Origin of the sequence: Thalassospira sp. MCCC 1A01148, assembly GCF_001613795.1 — a bacterium.
Lineage (GTDB): Bacteria > Pseudomonadota > Alphaproteobacteria > Rhodospirillales > Thalassospiraceae > Thalassospira.
On record NZ_LPVZ01000014.1, the window covers coordinates 1 to 15,865 of the forward strand.

The 15,865-nt window shown below is 55.4% G+C and carries 13 protein-coding genes and 1 tRNA gene; all 14 read left to right on the forward strand.

What is annotated here, in order from left to right; all coding sequences use genetic code 11:
* Positions 1 to 100, forward strand: a 100-nt coding sequence (locus AUQ43_RS20065) for a hypothetical protein (protein WP_198157127.1), incomplete at its 5' end; no start/stop codon positions are given.
* Positions 101 to 231: 131 nt separating this feature from the next.
* Positions 232 to 307: transfer RNA gene (locus tag AUQ43_RS06185), tRNA-Trp, on the forward strand.
* 51 nt (positions 308 to 358) lie between these two features.
* Positions 359 to 556, forward strand: coding sequence for a preprotein translocase subunit SecE (gene secE / locus AUQ43_RS06190; protein WP_044828413.1), 198 nt, complete (start codon positions 359 to 361; stop codon positions 554 to 556).
* Positions 557 to 559: 3 nt separating this feature from the next.
* Positions 560 to 1,090, forward strand: a complete 531-nt coding sequence (gene nusG / locus AUQ43_RS06195) for a transcription termination/antitermination protein NusG (RefSeq protein WP_062955406.1) — start codon at positions 560 to 562, stop codon at positions 1,088 to 1,090.
* Between the two features lie 109 nt (positions 1,091 to 1,199).
* Positions 1,200 to 1,628, forward strand: coding sequence for a 50S ribosomal protein L11 (gene rplK / locus AUQ43_RS06200; RefSeq protein WP_062955407.1), 429 nt, complete (start codon positions 1,200 to 1,202; stop codon positions 1,626 to 1,628).
* 4 nt (positions 1,629 to 1,632) lie between these two features.
* The gene (gene rplA / locus AUQ43_RS06205; RefSeq protein ID WP_062955408.1) at positions 1,633 to 2,331 is read left to right on the forward strand and encodes a 50S ribosomal protein L1; all 699 of its coding nucleotides are present in this window, start codon (positions 1,633 to 1,635) and stop codon (positions 2,329 to 2,331) included.
* A gap of 282 nt (positions 2,332 to 2,613) precedes the next feature.
* On the forward strand, positions 2,614 to 3,132 hold the full coding sequence (rplJ, locus tag AUQ43_RS06210) for a 50S ribosomal protein L10 (RefSeq protein WP_062955409.1): 519 nt from the start codon (positions 2,614 to 2,616) through the stop codon (positions 3,130 to 3,132).
* Positions 3,133 to 3,187: 55 nt separating this feature from the next.
* Positions 3,188 to 3,565, forward strand: coding sequence for a 50S ribosomal protein L7/L12 (rplL, locus tag AUQ43_RS06215; protein WP_062955410.1), 378 nt, complete (start codon positions 3,188 to 3,190; stop codon positions 3,563 to 3,565).
* Between the two features lie 378 nt (positions 3,566 to 3,943).
* Positions 3,944 to 8,110: a DNA-directed RNA polymerase subunit beta gene (rpoB, locus tag AUQ43_RS06220; RefSeq protein WP_062955411.1), complete on the forward strand. Its 4,167-nt coding sequence runs from the start codon at positions 3,944 to 3,946 to the stop codon at positions 8,108 to 8,110.
* A gap of 108 nt (positions 8,111 to 8,218) precedes the next feature.
* Positions 8,219 to 12,412 (forward strand): DNA-directed RNA polymerase subunit beta', encoded by a 4,194-nt coding sequence (gene rpoC / locus AUQ43_RS06225; protein ID WP_062955412.1) that lies wholly within the window; start codon positions 8,219 to 8,221, stop codon positions 12,410 to 12,412.
* Positions 12,413 to 12,783: 371 nt separating this feature from the next.
* Positions 12,784 to 13,155, forward strand: coding sequence for a 30S ribosomal protein S12 (gene rpsL, locus AUQ43_RS06230; RefSeq protein ID WP_008892339.1), 372 nt, complete (start codon positions 12,784 to 12,786; stop codon positions 13,153 to 13,155).
* A gap of 12 nt (positions 13,156 to 13,167) precedes the next feature.
* On the forward strand, positions 13,168 to 13,635 hold the full coding sequence (gene rpsG, locus AUQ43_RS06235) for a 30S ribosomal protein S7 (protein WP_062955413.1): 468 nt from the start codon (positions 13,168 to 13,170) through the stop codon (positions 13,633 to 13,635).
* Between the two features lie 27 nt (positions 13,636 to 13,662).
* Entirely contained in the window at positions 13,663 to 15,744 is a 2,082-nt protein-coding gene (gene fusA / locus AUQ43_RS06240; RefSeq protein ID WP_062955414.1) for an elongation factor G, read from the forward strand.
* 28 nt (positions 15,745 to 15,772) lie between these two features.
* On the forward strand, positions 15,773 to 15,865 hold a 93-nt coding region (locus tag AUQ43_RS20070), incomplete at its 3' end, for a GTP-binding protein (RefSeq protein WP_198157154.1).

Genomic DNA, 15,865 nt, shown 5'->3' on the forward strand with positions numbered 1-15,865 from the left:
CCTCATTGCACCGATCGCAATGGACGAAGGTCTGCGTTTCGCAATCCGTGAAGGCGGTCGTACCGTCGGCGCGGGCGTTGTTGCGAAAATCATCGAATAATTTTTGAGATTTTGCACGATTGAGTGCTTGATCTTGGATGTGCGGGCGGCTATAACCCGCCCGCACACCCCGCCACCCGGGCGGGACTTAGTCAGAAAGAAGATAAGCTTTTCAACTTTCTGATGCCTTGTAGGAGTGTAGCTCAGTTGGTAGAGCATCGGTCTCCAAAACCGAGTGTCGGGGGTTCGAGTCCCTCCTCTCCTGCCAATTTTTTCCGGGTTGTGAAATAAAGCATTAGAAAGCGGTGTAACCCCGACAATGGCTAAAACGTCGCCAGCACAATTCGTACAGCAGGTCCGCACCGAGGCAAAGAAAGTCTCGTGGCCGTCCCGTAAGGAAACGACTGTTTCGACCATCATGGTTTTCGTGATGGTTGCTCTCGCGTCGATTTTCTTCTTTGTTGTCGATCAGCTCCTCGCATGGGGTGTTAAGCTGGTCTTTGGTGTTGGGGGTTAAGTCATGGCGCATCGCTGGTACGTATTGCACGTTCACTCCGGTTTTGAGAAAAAGGTCGCCCAGTCGATCCGCGAACAGGCCATCAAGAAAGGTCTGGAAGGCGAGATCGAGGAAGTGCTGGTCCCGACCGAGGAAACTGTCGAGGTGCGTCGCGGCACCAAGGTCAATGCCGAGCGGAAGTTTTTCCCGGGCTATGTCCTGCTGAAGATGGATCTCACCGACGAAAGCTGGCATCTGGTCAAGAACACCGCCAAGGTTACCGATTTCCTCGGCAGCCGTGGCAAGCCGATGCCGATTTCCGAAAAGGAAGCTCAGCACATTCTGCATCAGGTGCAGGAAGGTGTTGATCGTCCGAAGCCGACCATCGCATTCGATATCGGCGAGGAAGTACGCGTTTCCGACGGTCCGTTTGCATCGTTTAACGGTATTGTCGAAGGGGTTGATGAAGAACGTGCGCGCCTGAAGGTGTCTGTTTCGATCTTCGGTCGTTCAACTCCGGTCGAACTGGAATACACCCAGGTCGAGAAGCTTTAAAAAAAAAACGATCTTGAAAATTTAAGTCGCTGCCTGTATACGCAGGCAGCAATCAAGGCGCGGGAGGTCAGCCATGGCCGGACCGCGCGCTTCTTTAAGAGGTACTCTAATGGCGAAGAAAATCGACGGCTATCTTAAGCTGCAGATTCCCGCCGGCAAAGCCAATCCGTCGCCGCCTGTCGGCCCGGCTCTTGGTCAGCGCGGCGTGAACATCATGGAATTCTGCAAGGCGTTCAACGCAGCGACCCAGCAGATGGAACCTGGTATGCCGATTCCGGTCGTCATCACCGTTTATTCCGACCGTTCCTTCTCTTTCATCACCAAAACCCCGCCGGCATCCTACTTCCTGAAAAAGGCAGCAGGCATCGCCAAGGGTTCCGGTACCACCGGTAAAGGTTATGTTGGTAAAGTAACCAAAGCACAGGTCAAAGAAATCGCAGAAGCCAAAATGGCTGACCTCAACGCATTTGACGTTGATGGCGCGATGGCAATGATCGAGGGCTCTGCCCGTGCGATGGGTCTCGAGGTTGTGGAGTAAGACGATGGCCAAGACTGGTAAACGCCTTGCCCAGGCCTATGAGGGCATCGACCGTAACACCCAGTACGAGCTCGCAGCTGCTGTGAAGCTCGTCAAAGAAGGTGCAAAAGCCAAATTCGATGAAACCATCGAAATGGCGATGAACCTTGGTGTTGATCCGCGTCACGCTGACCAGATGGTCCGTGGTGTTGTTTCCCTGCCGCATGGTACCGGTAAAACCATGCGCGTTGCTGTCTTCGCAAAAGAAGCCAAAGCAGAAGAAGCCCAGAAAGCTGGTGCAGACGCTGTTGGCGCCGAAGACCTGATGGAAGCAATGCAGAAAGGCGATCTGAACTATGATCGCGTTATTGCAACCCCGGACATGATGGCTGTTGTCGGCCGTCTCGGTAAGGTTCTTGGCCCGCGCGGCCTGATGCCGAACCCGAAACTCGGCACCGTTACCATGGATGTTGCGACCGCCGTATCCGACGCAAAGGCTGGCCAGGTCCAGTTCCGCGCCGAGAAGAACGGTATCGTTCATGCAGGTATCGGCAAGGCGTCGTTCAGCGAAGAACAGATCCTTGAGAATGCAAAAGCATTCGTGAACGCGATCGTAAAAGCAAAACCGACCGGCGCAAAAGGTGTTTACCTGCAGCGCGCTGCGATCAGCTCCACCATGGGTGCTGGCGTTAAGCTGTCGATTGCTGACATCGCGTCGAAGTAAGAATTTTTCGAATTCTGACCGGTCTTCGGGCCGGTCAGGACCGGAGAGGGCTCATGGCCCTCTCTACCTGTCTGTCCCAGACTGCAGGTGAGTGAGATTTGTCACTCTTAATTCCCTGCATAGGCAGAGGTTCCGGTTCTTAGGTTTTCCCCGTCGGGGATTCACACAAGGCTTGAACATCTGGCAAACGGACGGGCGTAACAGACCGGTTCGAAAGGACAGGTCACGTCTGTGAACCTCCTTGTGGGGTTCAGGGCAACAAGCAATGTCGGAGACTTAAAAGTGAACCGCGATGATAAACAACAGTTCGTAGCAGAGATGCGCGAAGTGTTCGAAGGTTCGGAAGGCGTGATCATCACCCAGTACAAAGGGTTGACGGTCTCGGAAATTACCGATCTTCGTGCGCAGATGCGTGATTCTGGTGCGGGCTTCAAGGTCACCAAAAACCGGCTTACGCGACTTGCTCTGGAAGGCACCAAATTTGCTGGTCTTGCAGACTACTTCACCGGCCCGACCGCGATTGCCTATTCGGCAGATCCGGCAGCGGCCGCGAAAGTAGCTTCGAAGTTCGCAAAATCCAACGAGAAGCTCGTGCTTGTCGCTGGTGCTATCGGCGAACAGGTTCTGGATGAGCAGGGCGTTAAAGCTCTGGCAGAACTGCCGTCGCTGGACGAACTTCGTGGCAAGCTGGTGGGTATGATCCAGACCCCGGCACAGCGTATCGCTACGCTGACCTCCAAGCCGGCGGGCCAGATCGCCCAGGTGCTGAAGGCATATGCCGACAAAGGCGAAGCCGCGTAAACCAAACTAATCAGATATCCCGGATATCTAAGTTCAAGCCTAGGAGTATAGTAAAATGGCCGATCTTAAGGCACTCGTTGAAGAGCTTTCCAAGCTCACCGTTCTTGAAGCTGCAGAACTTTCCAAAATGCTCGAAGAAGAGTGGGGCGTTTCTGCCGCTGCTCCGGTAGCTGTTGCTGCTGCTGGTGGCGCTGCTGCCGGTGGCGAAGCTGCTGAAGAAAAAACCGAATTTGACGTCGTTCTGACCTCTGCTGGTGACAAGAAAATCAACGTCATCAAAGAAGTCCGCGGCATCACCGGTCTTGGCCTCAAAGAAGCCAAAGAACTGGTTGAAGGCGCTCCGAAAGCCGTCAAAGAAGGCGCTGCTAAGGACGAAGCCGAAGAAATCAAGAAGAAGCTGGAAGAAGCCGGCGCAACCGTCGAACTCAAGTAATCGACGGCTTCTTGCCAAGGTCTGGGTCGGCGTCCTTTGGGCGCCGACCCTTCCGTCTCTGTGCTTCCCGGCAATCGTGTCAGGTGGGTGCAGCGGCGCGAACAGGAATTTAACGGTTGACGCTGCCAAAGGTAATCGTACATAACGTAAGGCCGTTTAGGTCAGAGGTTATCTTTGACGGCGTCGACAGCCGAGGGATCAGTGATCTCAATCAAGTTGGATGTCAAATAACATCCACGGTCATAATCAAGTGAACGCCCGCCCCGTACGGGGCTCGGGCGTCGTTGTGCTGTATGCGTTTTGTGCGACTCGCAAGCGCGGCAGAGCAGGGACGAACGAGTTCGGACGGTGTGGGGAGGCGCGATTAAAGGAACGATGATGGATAAGTCCTTTACTGGTCGAAAGCGCATCCGCAAAAGCTTTGGACGGATCAGCGAAGTCGCTCCGCTCCCGAACCTCATCGAGGTTCAAAAGAATTCCTACGATAAGTTTTTGCAGACCGGAATCTCGCAGGAGCAGCGGGACGATGCAGGTCTTCAGGAAGTATTCAAGAGCGTCTTTCCGATTAAAGATTTTTCGGAACGCGCAACTCTTGAATTTGTTTCGTATGAGCTTGAGCAGCCCAAATACGATACCGAAGAGTGTCGCCAGCGTGGCATGACCTTTGCCGCACCGCTGCGTGTAACTCTGCGCCTGGTTGTCTGGGATATCGACGAGGACACGGGCGCACGCTCGATCCGCGATATCAAAGAGCAGGACGTCTACATGGGCGACATGCCGCTCATGACCGAACACGGTACCTTTATCGTGAACGGCACCGAGCGTGTGATTGTCTCCCAGATGCACCGCTCGCCGGGTGTCTTCTTCGACCATGACAAGGGCAAGAGCCACAGCTCGGGCAAATACCTGTTTGCCGCACGTGTCATTCCGTATCGTGGTTCCTGGCTCGATTTCGAATTCGATGCAAAAGACATCCTGTATGTCCGTATCGACCGTCGCCGCAAACTGCCGGCGACCACGCTGCTGATGGCTCTTGAAAACGAAGAGTCCGAACAGCTGCGTGCACAGCGTGCCGAAGAAGGCCGCTCTGTCGATCCGTCGGAAATCGAAGGTCTGACCCCGGAAGAAATCCTCAACTATTACTATGATTCGGCTGAATACCGCCGCACCAAGGATGGTTGGGTCACCGATTTCACCGTGGACCGTTACATTGGCCAGAAGCTTGTCTTCGATCTTATCGACGCCAAAAGCGGCGAAGTAGTCGCTGCTGCCGGTTCCAAGATCACCAAGCGTTCTGCCAACAAGATCACCGAGCAGGGCGTCACCGAGATCCTCGTACCGGAAGATCAGCTCAATGGCTGGTTCATGGCCGACGACCTTATTGACGGCGAAACCGGTGAAATTCTGGCAGAAGCCGGCCACGAACTGACCGAGGAAGTGTTCGAGCAGCTGAAAGAATGGGGTGTTGATTCCGTTCGTCTGCTGATGATCGACCACAACCAGGTTGGTCCGTATCTGCGCAACACCATGGCGCTGGACAAGAACAGCAACCGCGAAGAAGCCCTTGTGGACATCTATCGCGTGATGCGCCCGGGCGAGCCGCCGACCCTCGAGGGTGCGGAAGCCATGTTCAAGGGCCTGTTCTTCGATGCAGAGCGTTACGATCTTTCCGCGGTTGGTCGCGTGAAGATGAATGCGCGTCTTAACCTGGAATGCGAAGACACCGTTCGTATCCTGCGTCGTGAAGACATTCTGGAAGTCGTCCGTGTTCTGATCGACCTGAAAGACGGTCGTGGCGAGATTGACGATATTGACCACCTCGGTAACCGTCGTTTGCGTTCGGTTGGCGAGCTGATGGAAAACCAGTTCCGCGTCGGTCTGTTGCGTATGGAACGTGCGATCCGCGAGCGTATGAGCTCGGTCGAGATCGACAACGTCATGCCGCATGACCTGATCAACGCCAAGCCGGTTGCGGCTGCTGTACGTGAATTCTTCGGCTCCTCGCAGCTGTCGCAGTTCATGGACCAGACCAACCCGCTTTCGGAAATTACCCACAAACGCCGTCTTTCGGCGCTTGGTCCGGGTGGTTTGACCCGTGAGCGTGCAGGCTTTGAAGTGCGTGACGTTCATCCGACCCACTATGGTCGTATCTGCCCGGTTGAAACGCCGGAAGGTCCGAACATTGGTCTGATCAACTCGCTGGCGACCTTTGCTCGTGTCAACCAGTACGGCTTCATCGAAAGCCCGTACCGCAAGGTTGTCGACGGCAACGTCACCGCAGAGGTTATCTACCTCTCGGCGATCGAGGAAGGCCGTTATGTCATCGCACAGGCAAACGAACCGCTTAACGCTGACTTCAGCTTCACCAACGAACTGATCAACACCCGTAAGGCCGGTGACCACTACATGGCCCGCTCCGAAGAGATCGACCTGATGGACGTCTCGCCGAAGCAGCTGGTATCGGTCGCATCCGCGCTCATTCCGTTCCTTGAGAACGATGACGCGAACCGCGCACTGATGGGCTCGAACATGCAGCGTCAGGCGGTTCCGTTGATCCGCTCTGAAGCTCCGTATGTCGGGACCGGTATGGAAGTTCCGGTGGCACGTGATTCGGGTGCAACCCTGATCGCACGCCGTGACGGTGTTGTTGAATCTGTTGACGCGACCCGTATGGTTATCCGCGCAACGGGTGACATTGCCGCTTCGGAATCGGGTGTCGATATTTACACCCTGCTGAAATACCAGCGTTCCAACCAGGGCAGCTGCATTAACCAGCGTCCGCTGGTGAAAGTTGGCGATGTTGTCCAGAAGGGCGATATCATCTCGGATGGTCCGTGTACCGATATGGGTGAACTGGCTCTCGGCCGTAACGTGCTCGTCGCGTTCATGCCGTGGAACGGTTACAACTTCGAGGATTCCATCCTTCTGTCCGAACGTATCGCCCGTGATGACGTCTATACCTCGATCCACATCGAGGAATTCGAAGTCATGGCCCGCGATACCAAGCTCGGCCAGGAAGAAATCACCCGTGATATTCCGAACGTCGGTGAAGAAGCGCTCAAAAACCTCGACGAGGCGGGCATTGTCTACATCGGTGCGGAAATCAAGCCGGGCGATATCCTTGTTGGTAAGGTAACGCCGAAGGGCGAAAGCCCGATGACGCCGGAAGAAAAACTTCTGCGTGCCATCTTTGGTGAAAAAGCATCTGACGTTCGCGATACCTCGCTTCGTGTCCCGCCGGGACAGTTCGGTACCATTGTTGAAGTCCGCGTGTTCTCGCGTCGTGGCGTTGACAAGGACGAACGTGCTCTGGCCATCGAACGCGCTGAGATCGAACGTCTCGCACAGGACCGCGATGATGAACGCGCGATCCTCGAGCGTAACTTCTATGGTCGTCTGCAGAACCTTCTGGTTGGCCAGAAACTGGTTGATGGTCCGAAGGGCCTGACCGGTGAACTGACCGAAGAAAGCCTGTCGGGTGTTGCCCGTGGCCTTTGGCGCCAGATCGCTGTCGCAGATGACAATGTTATGTCTGACATCGAAGCTCTGAAAAAGCAGTTCGAGGAATCGATCGCTGTTCTTCAGGCCCGCTTCGATGACAAGGTCGACAAACTGCAGGCCGGTGACGAACTGCCGCCGGGCGTGATGAAGATGGTCAAAGTCTTTGTCGCAGTTAAACGTAAAATGCAGCCGGGTGATAAAATGGCCGGCCGTCACGGGAACAAGGGTGTCGTATCGCGCATTATGCCGGTCGAAGACATGCCGCACCTCGAAGACGGTACGCCGGTCGATATCGTTTTGAACCCGCTGGGTGTTCCGTCGCGTATGAACGTCGGCCAGATCCTTGAAACCCACCTTGGTTGGGCTTCACGTGGTCTGGGTGAGCAGATCGGCGATCTCGTCGATGCTGTTGCCGATGGTCGTGGCGAGATGGATGACCTGCGCAGCAAGCTTAATGATGTCTATGAAGGCGAAGAATATGTCGCTGGCATCAAAGAGCTTTCTGATGGCGAAGTCATTGAACTTGGTAACAACCTGCGTCGCGGCGTCCCGATGGCCACCCCGGTCTTCGACGGTGCCCGTGAGCCGGATGTTGTTCGTATGCTTGAAAAAGCAGGCCTTGATGGTTCTGGCCAGGTCGACCTCTATGATGGTCGTACCGGTGAGAAATTCCATCGCAAGGTGACAGTGGGCTATATCTACATGCTCAAACTGCACCACCTGGTCGACGACAAGATCCACGCACGTTCGATTGGTCCGTACTCTCTTGTTACCCAGCAGCCGCTGGGTGGTAAGGCGCAGTTCGGTGGCCAGCGTTTCGGGGAGATGGAAGTGTGGGCACTCGAAGCTTACGGTGCTGCATACACCCTCCAGGAAATGCTTACGGTCAAGTCGGATGACGTTTCGGGCCGTACCAAGGTCTACGAAGCCATTGTTCGCGGCGAAGACACCTTCGAAGCCGGCATTCCGGAATCCTTTAACGTTCTCGTTAAAGAACTCCGTTCGCTTGGCCTCAATGTCGAGCTTGAGCAGAACGATTTCTAAGTGTTTGGCTGACAGGGGTGCCCGTTCGGGCATCCCGGTCACCAAATCGCATCTTTCGGCCTGAAATTGGCGAAACCCGGCGAGACCGGGCATAGCGGGAGAGCCTTTATGAACGAGTTGATGAAGATCTTCGGGCAGCCGCAGGGCACCCAGAGCTTCGATCAGATCCGGATTCAGATTGCCAGCCCGGAGCGTATCCGCTCCTGGTCGTTCGGCGAGATCAAGAAACCGGAAACCATCAACTACCGGACCTTCAAACCGGAGCGCGACGGCCTGTTCTGTGCGCGCATTTTTGGTCCGGTGAAGGATTACGAATGCTTGTGCGGCAAGTACAAGCGTATGAAGTATCGCGGCATTATCTGTGAAAAATGCGGCGTCGAAGTGACTCTGGCCAAAGTACGTCGTGAACGTATGGGCCACATCGAACTGGCGGCACCTGTTGCCCACATCTGGTTCATGAAGTCGCTGCCGAGCCGTCTGGGTCTGCTGCTGGACATGACGCTCAAGGATCTTGAGCGCATCCTGTACTTCGAAAACTATGTGGTTATCGAACCGGGCCTGACCCCGCTCAAGATGGGTGAGCTCCTGTCCGAAGACCAGTACATGACCGCCCAGGAAGAATATGGCGAAGACAGCTTCCGCGCCGGCATCGGTGCAGAAGCCATCCGCGATATGCTCTCGGCGATCGACCTTGATGAAGAACGCGAAACCGCGAAAATCGACCTCAAGGAAACCAATTCCGAAGCCAAGCGCAAGAAGCTGGTCAAGCGTCTCAAGCTGATTGAGGCCTTCCAGGAATCCGGCGCACGCCCGGAATGGATGATCCTTGAAGTGATCCCGGTTATTCCGCCGGAACTGCGCCCGCTGGTTCCGCTGGATGGTGGTCGTTTCGCGACCTCGGATCTGAACGATCTGTATCGCCGTGTGATCAACCGTAACAACCGTCTGAAGCGCCTGATCGAGCTTCGTGCGCCTGATATTATCGTGCGTAACGAAAAACGTATGCTTCAGGAATCGGTTGATGCGCTGTTTGACAACGGCCGTCGCGGTCGTCCGATCACTGGTGCCAACAAGCGTCCGCTCAAATCGATGTCGGACATGCTCAAAGGCAAGCAGGGTCGTTTCCGTCAGAACCTTCTGGGTAAACGCGTCGACTATTCCGGTCGTTCGGTTATTACCGTGGGTCCGAACCTGAAACTGCATCAGTGCGGTCTGCCAAAGAAAATGGCGCTCGAACTGTTCAAGCCGTTCGTTTACGCGAAGCTGGAACTGTACGGGATGGCCACCACCATCAAGGCTGCAAAGCGCATGGTGGAAAAAGAGCGCGCCGAAGTTTGGGATATCCTCGAACAGGTTATCCGCGAACACCCGGTCATGCTCAACCGTGCACCGACGCTTCACCGTCTCGGTATTCAGGCGTTCGAGCCGACCCTGATCGAAGGTAAGGCCATCCAGCTGCACCCGCTCGTTTGTACTGCGTTCAACGCGGACTTCGACGGTGACCAGATGGCTGTCCACGTACCGTTGTCGCTTGAAGCCCAGCTTGAAGCACGTACCCTGATGATGTCGACCAACAACATCCTGTCACCGGCATCGGGTAAACCGATCATCGTGCCGTCGCAGGATATCGTCCTTGGTCTGTACTACATCTCCATGGAGCGTGATGGTCAGCCGGGCGAGGGCATGTCGTTTGTCAACATTGCCGAGATCGAGCAGGCGCTGGATGAAGGTGTCGTAAACCTCCATTCCAAGGTGAATGCCCGTTATCACACGGTTGATGAAAACAACGAACCGATCACCGTTCGTGTTGCCACGACCCCGGGCCGCATGTTGCTGTCGGAACTTCTGCCGCGTCATCCGCGCATTCCGTTCTCGACCATCAACAAGCTGCTCACCAAGAAAGACGTCTCGAACGTTATCGACGTCGTCTATCGTCACTGTGGCCAGAAAGAGACCGTTATCTTTGCTGACCGCATGATGGGCCTTGGTTTCAACTGGGCATGTAAAGCCGGTATCTCCTTCGGTAAGGATGACATGATCATTCCGGAAGCCAAGGAAACCCTGGTTGGCACGACCCATGAAAAGGTCAAGGAATACGAGCAGCAGTACCAGGACGGTCTCATCACCCGTGGTGAGAAATACAACAAGGTTGTTGACGCCTGGGCACAGTGCACCGACGACGTTTCCGAAGCGATGATGAAAGTCATCTCGGCGACGGCAGAAGGTGACAATGTGAACTCGGTTTACATGATGGCGCACTCCGGTGCCCGTGGTTCTGCCGCCCAGATGCGTCAGCTGGCTGCTATGCGTGGCCTGATGGCGAAACCGGATGGCTCGATCATTGAGACGCCGATTATTTCGAACTTTAAAGAAGGCCTGACCGTGCAGGAGTACTTCAACTCCACTCACGGTGCTCGTAAAGGTCTTGCTGATACCGCACTGAAAACGGCGAACTCGGGTTACCTTACCCGTCGTCTCGTTGACGTGGCCCAGGACTGCATCATCACCCAGCATGATTGCGGTACCGACCGTGGCCTCGACATCGCAGCCGTCGTCGACTCCGGTGAGGTGATCGAAACCCTGTCTGATCGTATCCTCGGTCGCTTCACCGCCGACGAGATTGTCAATCCGTCGACCGGCGAAGTCATCGTGCCGAAGAACGAGATGGTCGAAGAAGACCACCTTGATGTGATCGAAAAGGCAGGCGTCGAAATGGCGCGTATCCGTTCGGTTCTGACCTGTGATGCGGAAACCGGTGTTTGCGGCCACTGCTATGGTCGTGACCTGGCCCGTGGTACCACGGTCAATATCGGTGAAGCTGTCGGTGTTATCGCCGCGCAGTCGATCGGTGAGCCGGGTACCCAGCTGACCATGCGTACGTTCCACATTGGTGGTGCCGCGCAGCGTGGCGCAGAAGTTTCCGGCGTCGAAGCAAACTTCGATGCCACCGTGAAACTGAAAAACCGCGCGGTTGTCGAGAACTCGTCTGGCGTGAACATCGTCATGGCGCGTAACCTCGAGATCCTGCTGATCGACAAGACCGGTCGCGAACGTGCGAAATACCGCGTTCCGTATGGTGCGAAACTTCTGACCGATGAAGGCGCGCAGGTTACCCGTGGCCAGAAACTGGCTGAATGGGATCCGTACACCCTGCCGATCATCACCGAGAAAGAAGGTTACGTGAACTATGTCGACCTTCTCGAGAACGTAACCATTCGCGAAGTCTATGACGAAGCGACCGGTATCGCCTCGAAAACGGTTATCGACTGGAAGAGCATGCCGAAGGCATCCGACCTCAAGCCGCGCGTTACCCTGCGTAACGAAAACGGCGAGGTCATCAACCTGGATAACGGTCTTGAAGCCCGTTACTTCCTCTCGGTTGATGCTATTCTCTCGGTCGAGAACGGTCAGAAGGTCGCAGCTGGTGACGTGCTTGCACGTATCCCGCGTGAAGGTTCGAAAACCCGTGACATTACCGGTGGTCTGCCGCGTGTTGCCGAACTGTTCGAAGCCCGTAAACCGAAAGAACACGCAATTATCTCGGATATCCCGGGTCGCGTCGAATTCGGCAAGGACTACAAGAACAAGCGTCGCGTCGTGGTTCACCCGCTCGAAGACTCGGGTCTGACCGAACCGGTCGAATACCTGATCCCGAAAGGCAAGCACCTTGCCGTTCAGGAAGGGGACTTCGTCGAACAGGGCGACCAGCTTCTTGATGGTTCACCGGTTCCGCACGATATTCTGCGTGTTATGGGCGTTCCGGCACTGGCAGATTACCTGGTCAACGAGATCCAGGAAGTCTACCGTCTGCAGGGCGTGAAGATTAACGACAAGCACATCGAAGTCATCGTACGTCAGATGCTGCAGAAAGTGGAAATCACCAAACCGGGTGACACCACGCTTCTGGTTGGCGAAATCATTGACCGCGTTGATTTTGATGCCGAAAACGAACGTGCTCTTAAAGAAGGCGGCGAACTGGCCGAAGGCGCACCGGTCCTCCAGGGGATCACCAAAGCCTCGCTCCAGACGCACTCCTTCATTTCGGCCGCGTCGTTCCAGGAAACCACGCGCGTTCTTACCGAGGCAGCTGTCTCGGGCAAAACCGATACCCTTATCGGTCTGAAAGAGAACGTCATCGTGGGTCGTTTGATCCCGGCTGGTACCGGCGCGGTGATGAACCGCTTCCGTGCACTGGCTGCCGAACGCGACAAAACGGTACAGATCGAGGCAGAAGAGGAAATCGGCGACAACTTCGGTCCGCAGTCCGATGCCGACACCGCTACCCTGCCGGCAGGCGAATAAGTTCGTCGCGCCAGACAGTTAAAAGAATCAGAAACGAGCCGGACTCTTATCGACGCACCGGCTCGTTTCGGCGTTTGAAGCGCCAACTCGAAGGCCCAGAGGGTTTTGCTTGACGCAAAAGGGGGCCGTCACTAGTATGCGCCCACCGAATCTAGGGGGGTGTAGCTGTGCCGGTGCCGTTTTGTGCGGTAGCGGGCGGTTTTCGCCCCCCATCGCTTGAGTGCGACTCTGACGGCCGTCGAGGCAGGAACTCCTGCTTTTATGGGCGTCCGCGCGTGTTTTTGTACAAAATACAAAGACGCGTGGTCGCTCGTCGTGCGTCGATAAGAGCAGCGCCCTAGTGGCGTCCGTTAAAGTAAAAGGGAAAGTTAATGCCCACTATTAACCAGTTGATCCGCAAAAAGCGGACTCCGCGCACCCAGCGCGATATGGTTCCGGCACTGGAAGCATGCCCGCAGAAACGCGGCGTTTGCACCCGTGTCTATACCACCACCCCGAAGAAGCCGAACTCGGCACTTCGTAAGGTTGCTCGTGTTCGTTTGACCAACGGCTACGAAGTAACTTCTTACATTCCGGGTGAAGGCCACAACCTGCAGGAACACTCCGTCGTCATGATCCGCGGCGGCCGTGTAAAAGATTTGCCGGGTGTGCGTTACCACATCATTCGCGGTACCCTCGATACGCAGGGTGTCAAAGACCGTAAACAGCGTCGTTCGAAATACGGCGCGAAGCGTCCGAAATAAGGAGCAGCTCAGATGTCACGTCGTCACGCTGCTGAAAAGCGCGAAGTTCTGCCTGATGCCAAATATGGCGATAAGGTTCTGACTAAATTCATGAACGGTCTGATGCTGGATGGTAAAAAATCCGCAGCTGAAAAGATCGTTTACGGTGCCCTGGAAGTTATGGAAGGCAAGGGTGCAGACCCGGTTGCCCAGTTCCACGAAGCCATGGATAACGTGAAGCCGAACGTCGAAGTTCGTTCACGCCGTGTTGGTGGTGCTACCTACCAGGTTCCGGTTGAAGTTCGTACCGAGCGTCGTCAGGCGCTGGCCATTCGTTGGCTGGTTGACGCAGCTCGCAAGCGCTCCGAAACCACCATGGTTGGTCGTCTTGCCGGCGAACTGATGGACGCAGCCAACAACCGTGGTTCGGCCGTCAAGAAACGCGAAGACACCCACCGTATGGCTGAAGCCAACAAGGCTTTCGCTCATTATCGCTGGTAACCCAGACCTCAAGATCAAGAGTCGATTATGGTAAAACGCACTCCGATCTCTCGGTATCGTAACATTGGCATCATGGCACACATTGATGCTGGTAAAACGACGACCACCGAGCGAATCCTTTTCTACACCGGCAAGTCCTATAAGATCGGCGAAGTCCACGACGGCGCCGCGACCATGGACTGGATGGAACAGGAACAGGAACGTGGCATTACGATTACGTCTGCTGCGACGACCTGCTTCTGGAACGACCACCGTGTCAACATCATCGATACCCCGGGCCACGTTGACTTCACCATTGAAGTTGAACGTTCGCTGCGTGTTCTCGATGGTGCCTGCGCCGTATTCGATGCCGTTTCCGGTGTTGAGCCGCAGACCGAAACCGTTTGGCGCCAGGCTGACAAGTACAACGTTCCGCGTATGTGCTTTGTCAACAAAATGGACCGTACCGGTGCGGACTTCTTCCGTTGCGTCGAAATGATCAAGGAACGCCTTGGTGCCAATGCCGCTGTCATGCAGCTGCCGATCGGTGCCGAAGGTGATTTCGAAGGTGTAGTCGATCTCGTTCGCAACAAGGAAATCGTCTGGAAAGACGAAAGCCTTGGTGCAGAGTTCGAATACCGCGACATTCGCGACTCCCTTGCTGATCAGGCCGCTGAATACCGCGAAGCCCTGATCGAACAGGCCGTCGAGTGTGACGAAGAAGCTATGGAAGCTTACCTCGAAGGTGAGCAGCCGAGCGAAGAGAAGCTCAAAGAGTGCATCCGTAAGGGCACGATTGCTGGCGAACTTGTTCCGGTCCTTCTTGGTACCGCGTTCAAGAACAAAGGCGTTCAGCCGCTTCTCGATGCTGTTGTCGACTACATGCCGGCACCGGACGACATCGACGATGTTCGTGGCGTTAAGCCGAACACCGAAGACGAGCCCGATAGCCGTCCGCTGACCGACGAAGCACCGTTCTCGGCACTTGCGTTCAAGATCATGAGCGACCCGTTTGTCGGCTCTCTGACTTTCGCGCGTATCTATTCGGGTGTGCTCGAAGCAGGCTCCTACGTTATGAACTCTGTCAAAGAGAAAAAAGAACGTATCGGCCGTATGCTTCTTATGCATTCGAACAACCGCGAAGAAATCAAATACGCTTGCTCGGGCGACATCGTTGCTCTGGTTGGTCTCAAAGACACCACCACTGGTGATACCCTTTGCGACCCGGCCAAGCCGATCATCCTCGAGCGCATGGAATTCCCGGATCCGGTTATCGAAATCGCTGTTGAGCCGAAATCGAAAGCCGACCAGGAAAAAATGGGTCTCGCCCTGGCACGTCTTGCTCAGGAAGATCCGTCGTTCCGTGTTAAATCCGACCACGAATCCGGCCAGACCATTATTTCCGGTATGGGCGAGCTTCACCTCGACATTCTCGTCGATCGTATGAAGCGTGAATTCAAAGTCGAAGCAAACGTCGGCGCGCCGCAGGTTGCTTATCGTGAAACCATCTCGAAGTCGGTCGATATCGACTACACCCACAAAAAGCAGTCGGGTGGTTCGGGCCAGTTTGCACGTATCAAGTTGACCTTCACCCCGGGCGAACCGGGTTCGGGCTTCTCCTTCACCGATACCGTTGTTGGCGGTAACGTTCCGAAGGAATACATCCCGGGTGTACAGAAAGGCTTCGAAAGCTCGCTGCAGAGCGGTGTTATCGCAGGCTTCCCTGTAACCGACTTCTCGATCACCCTGACCGATGGTGCATATCACGACGTTGACTCGAGCGTCATGGCCTTCGAAATCGCTGCTCGCGCAGCATTCAAAGAAGGTCTGTCGAAAGCTTCTCCGAAGCTGCTCGAGCCGATCATGAAGGTCGAAGTTGTGACCCCGGAAGAATACATGGGCGATATCATTGGCGACCTGAACAGCCGTCGTGGCCAGGTCCGTGACATGGACTCCCGTGGTATTGCGCGCGTTGTTAACGCGTTCGTACCGCTGGCGAACATGTTCGGTTACGTCAACAATCTGCGTTCCATGTCCCAGGGCCGTGCCCAGTTCGTGATGCAGTTCGATCATTATGCTGACGTCCCGCAGGCAGTTGCGGACGAAGTCAAAGCCAAATCGGCCGGCTAAGGCCACGCCAGAATAAACGGAGTTAGAAATGGCTAAAGAAAAGTTTGAGCGTACAAAACCGCACGTTAACGTTGGCACCGTCGGCCACGTTGACCACGGTAAAACCACGCTGACCGCAGCA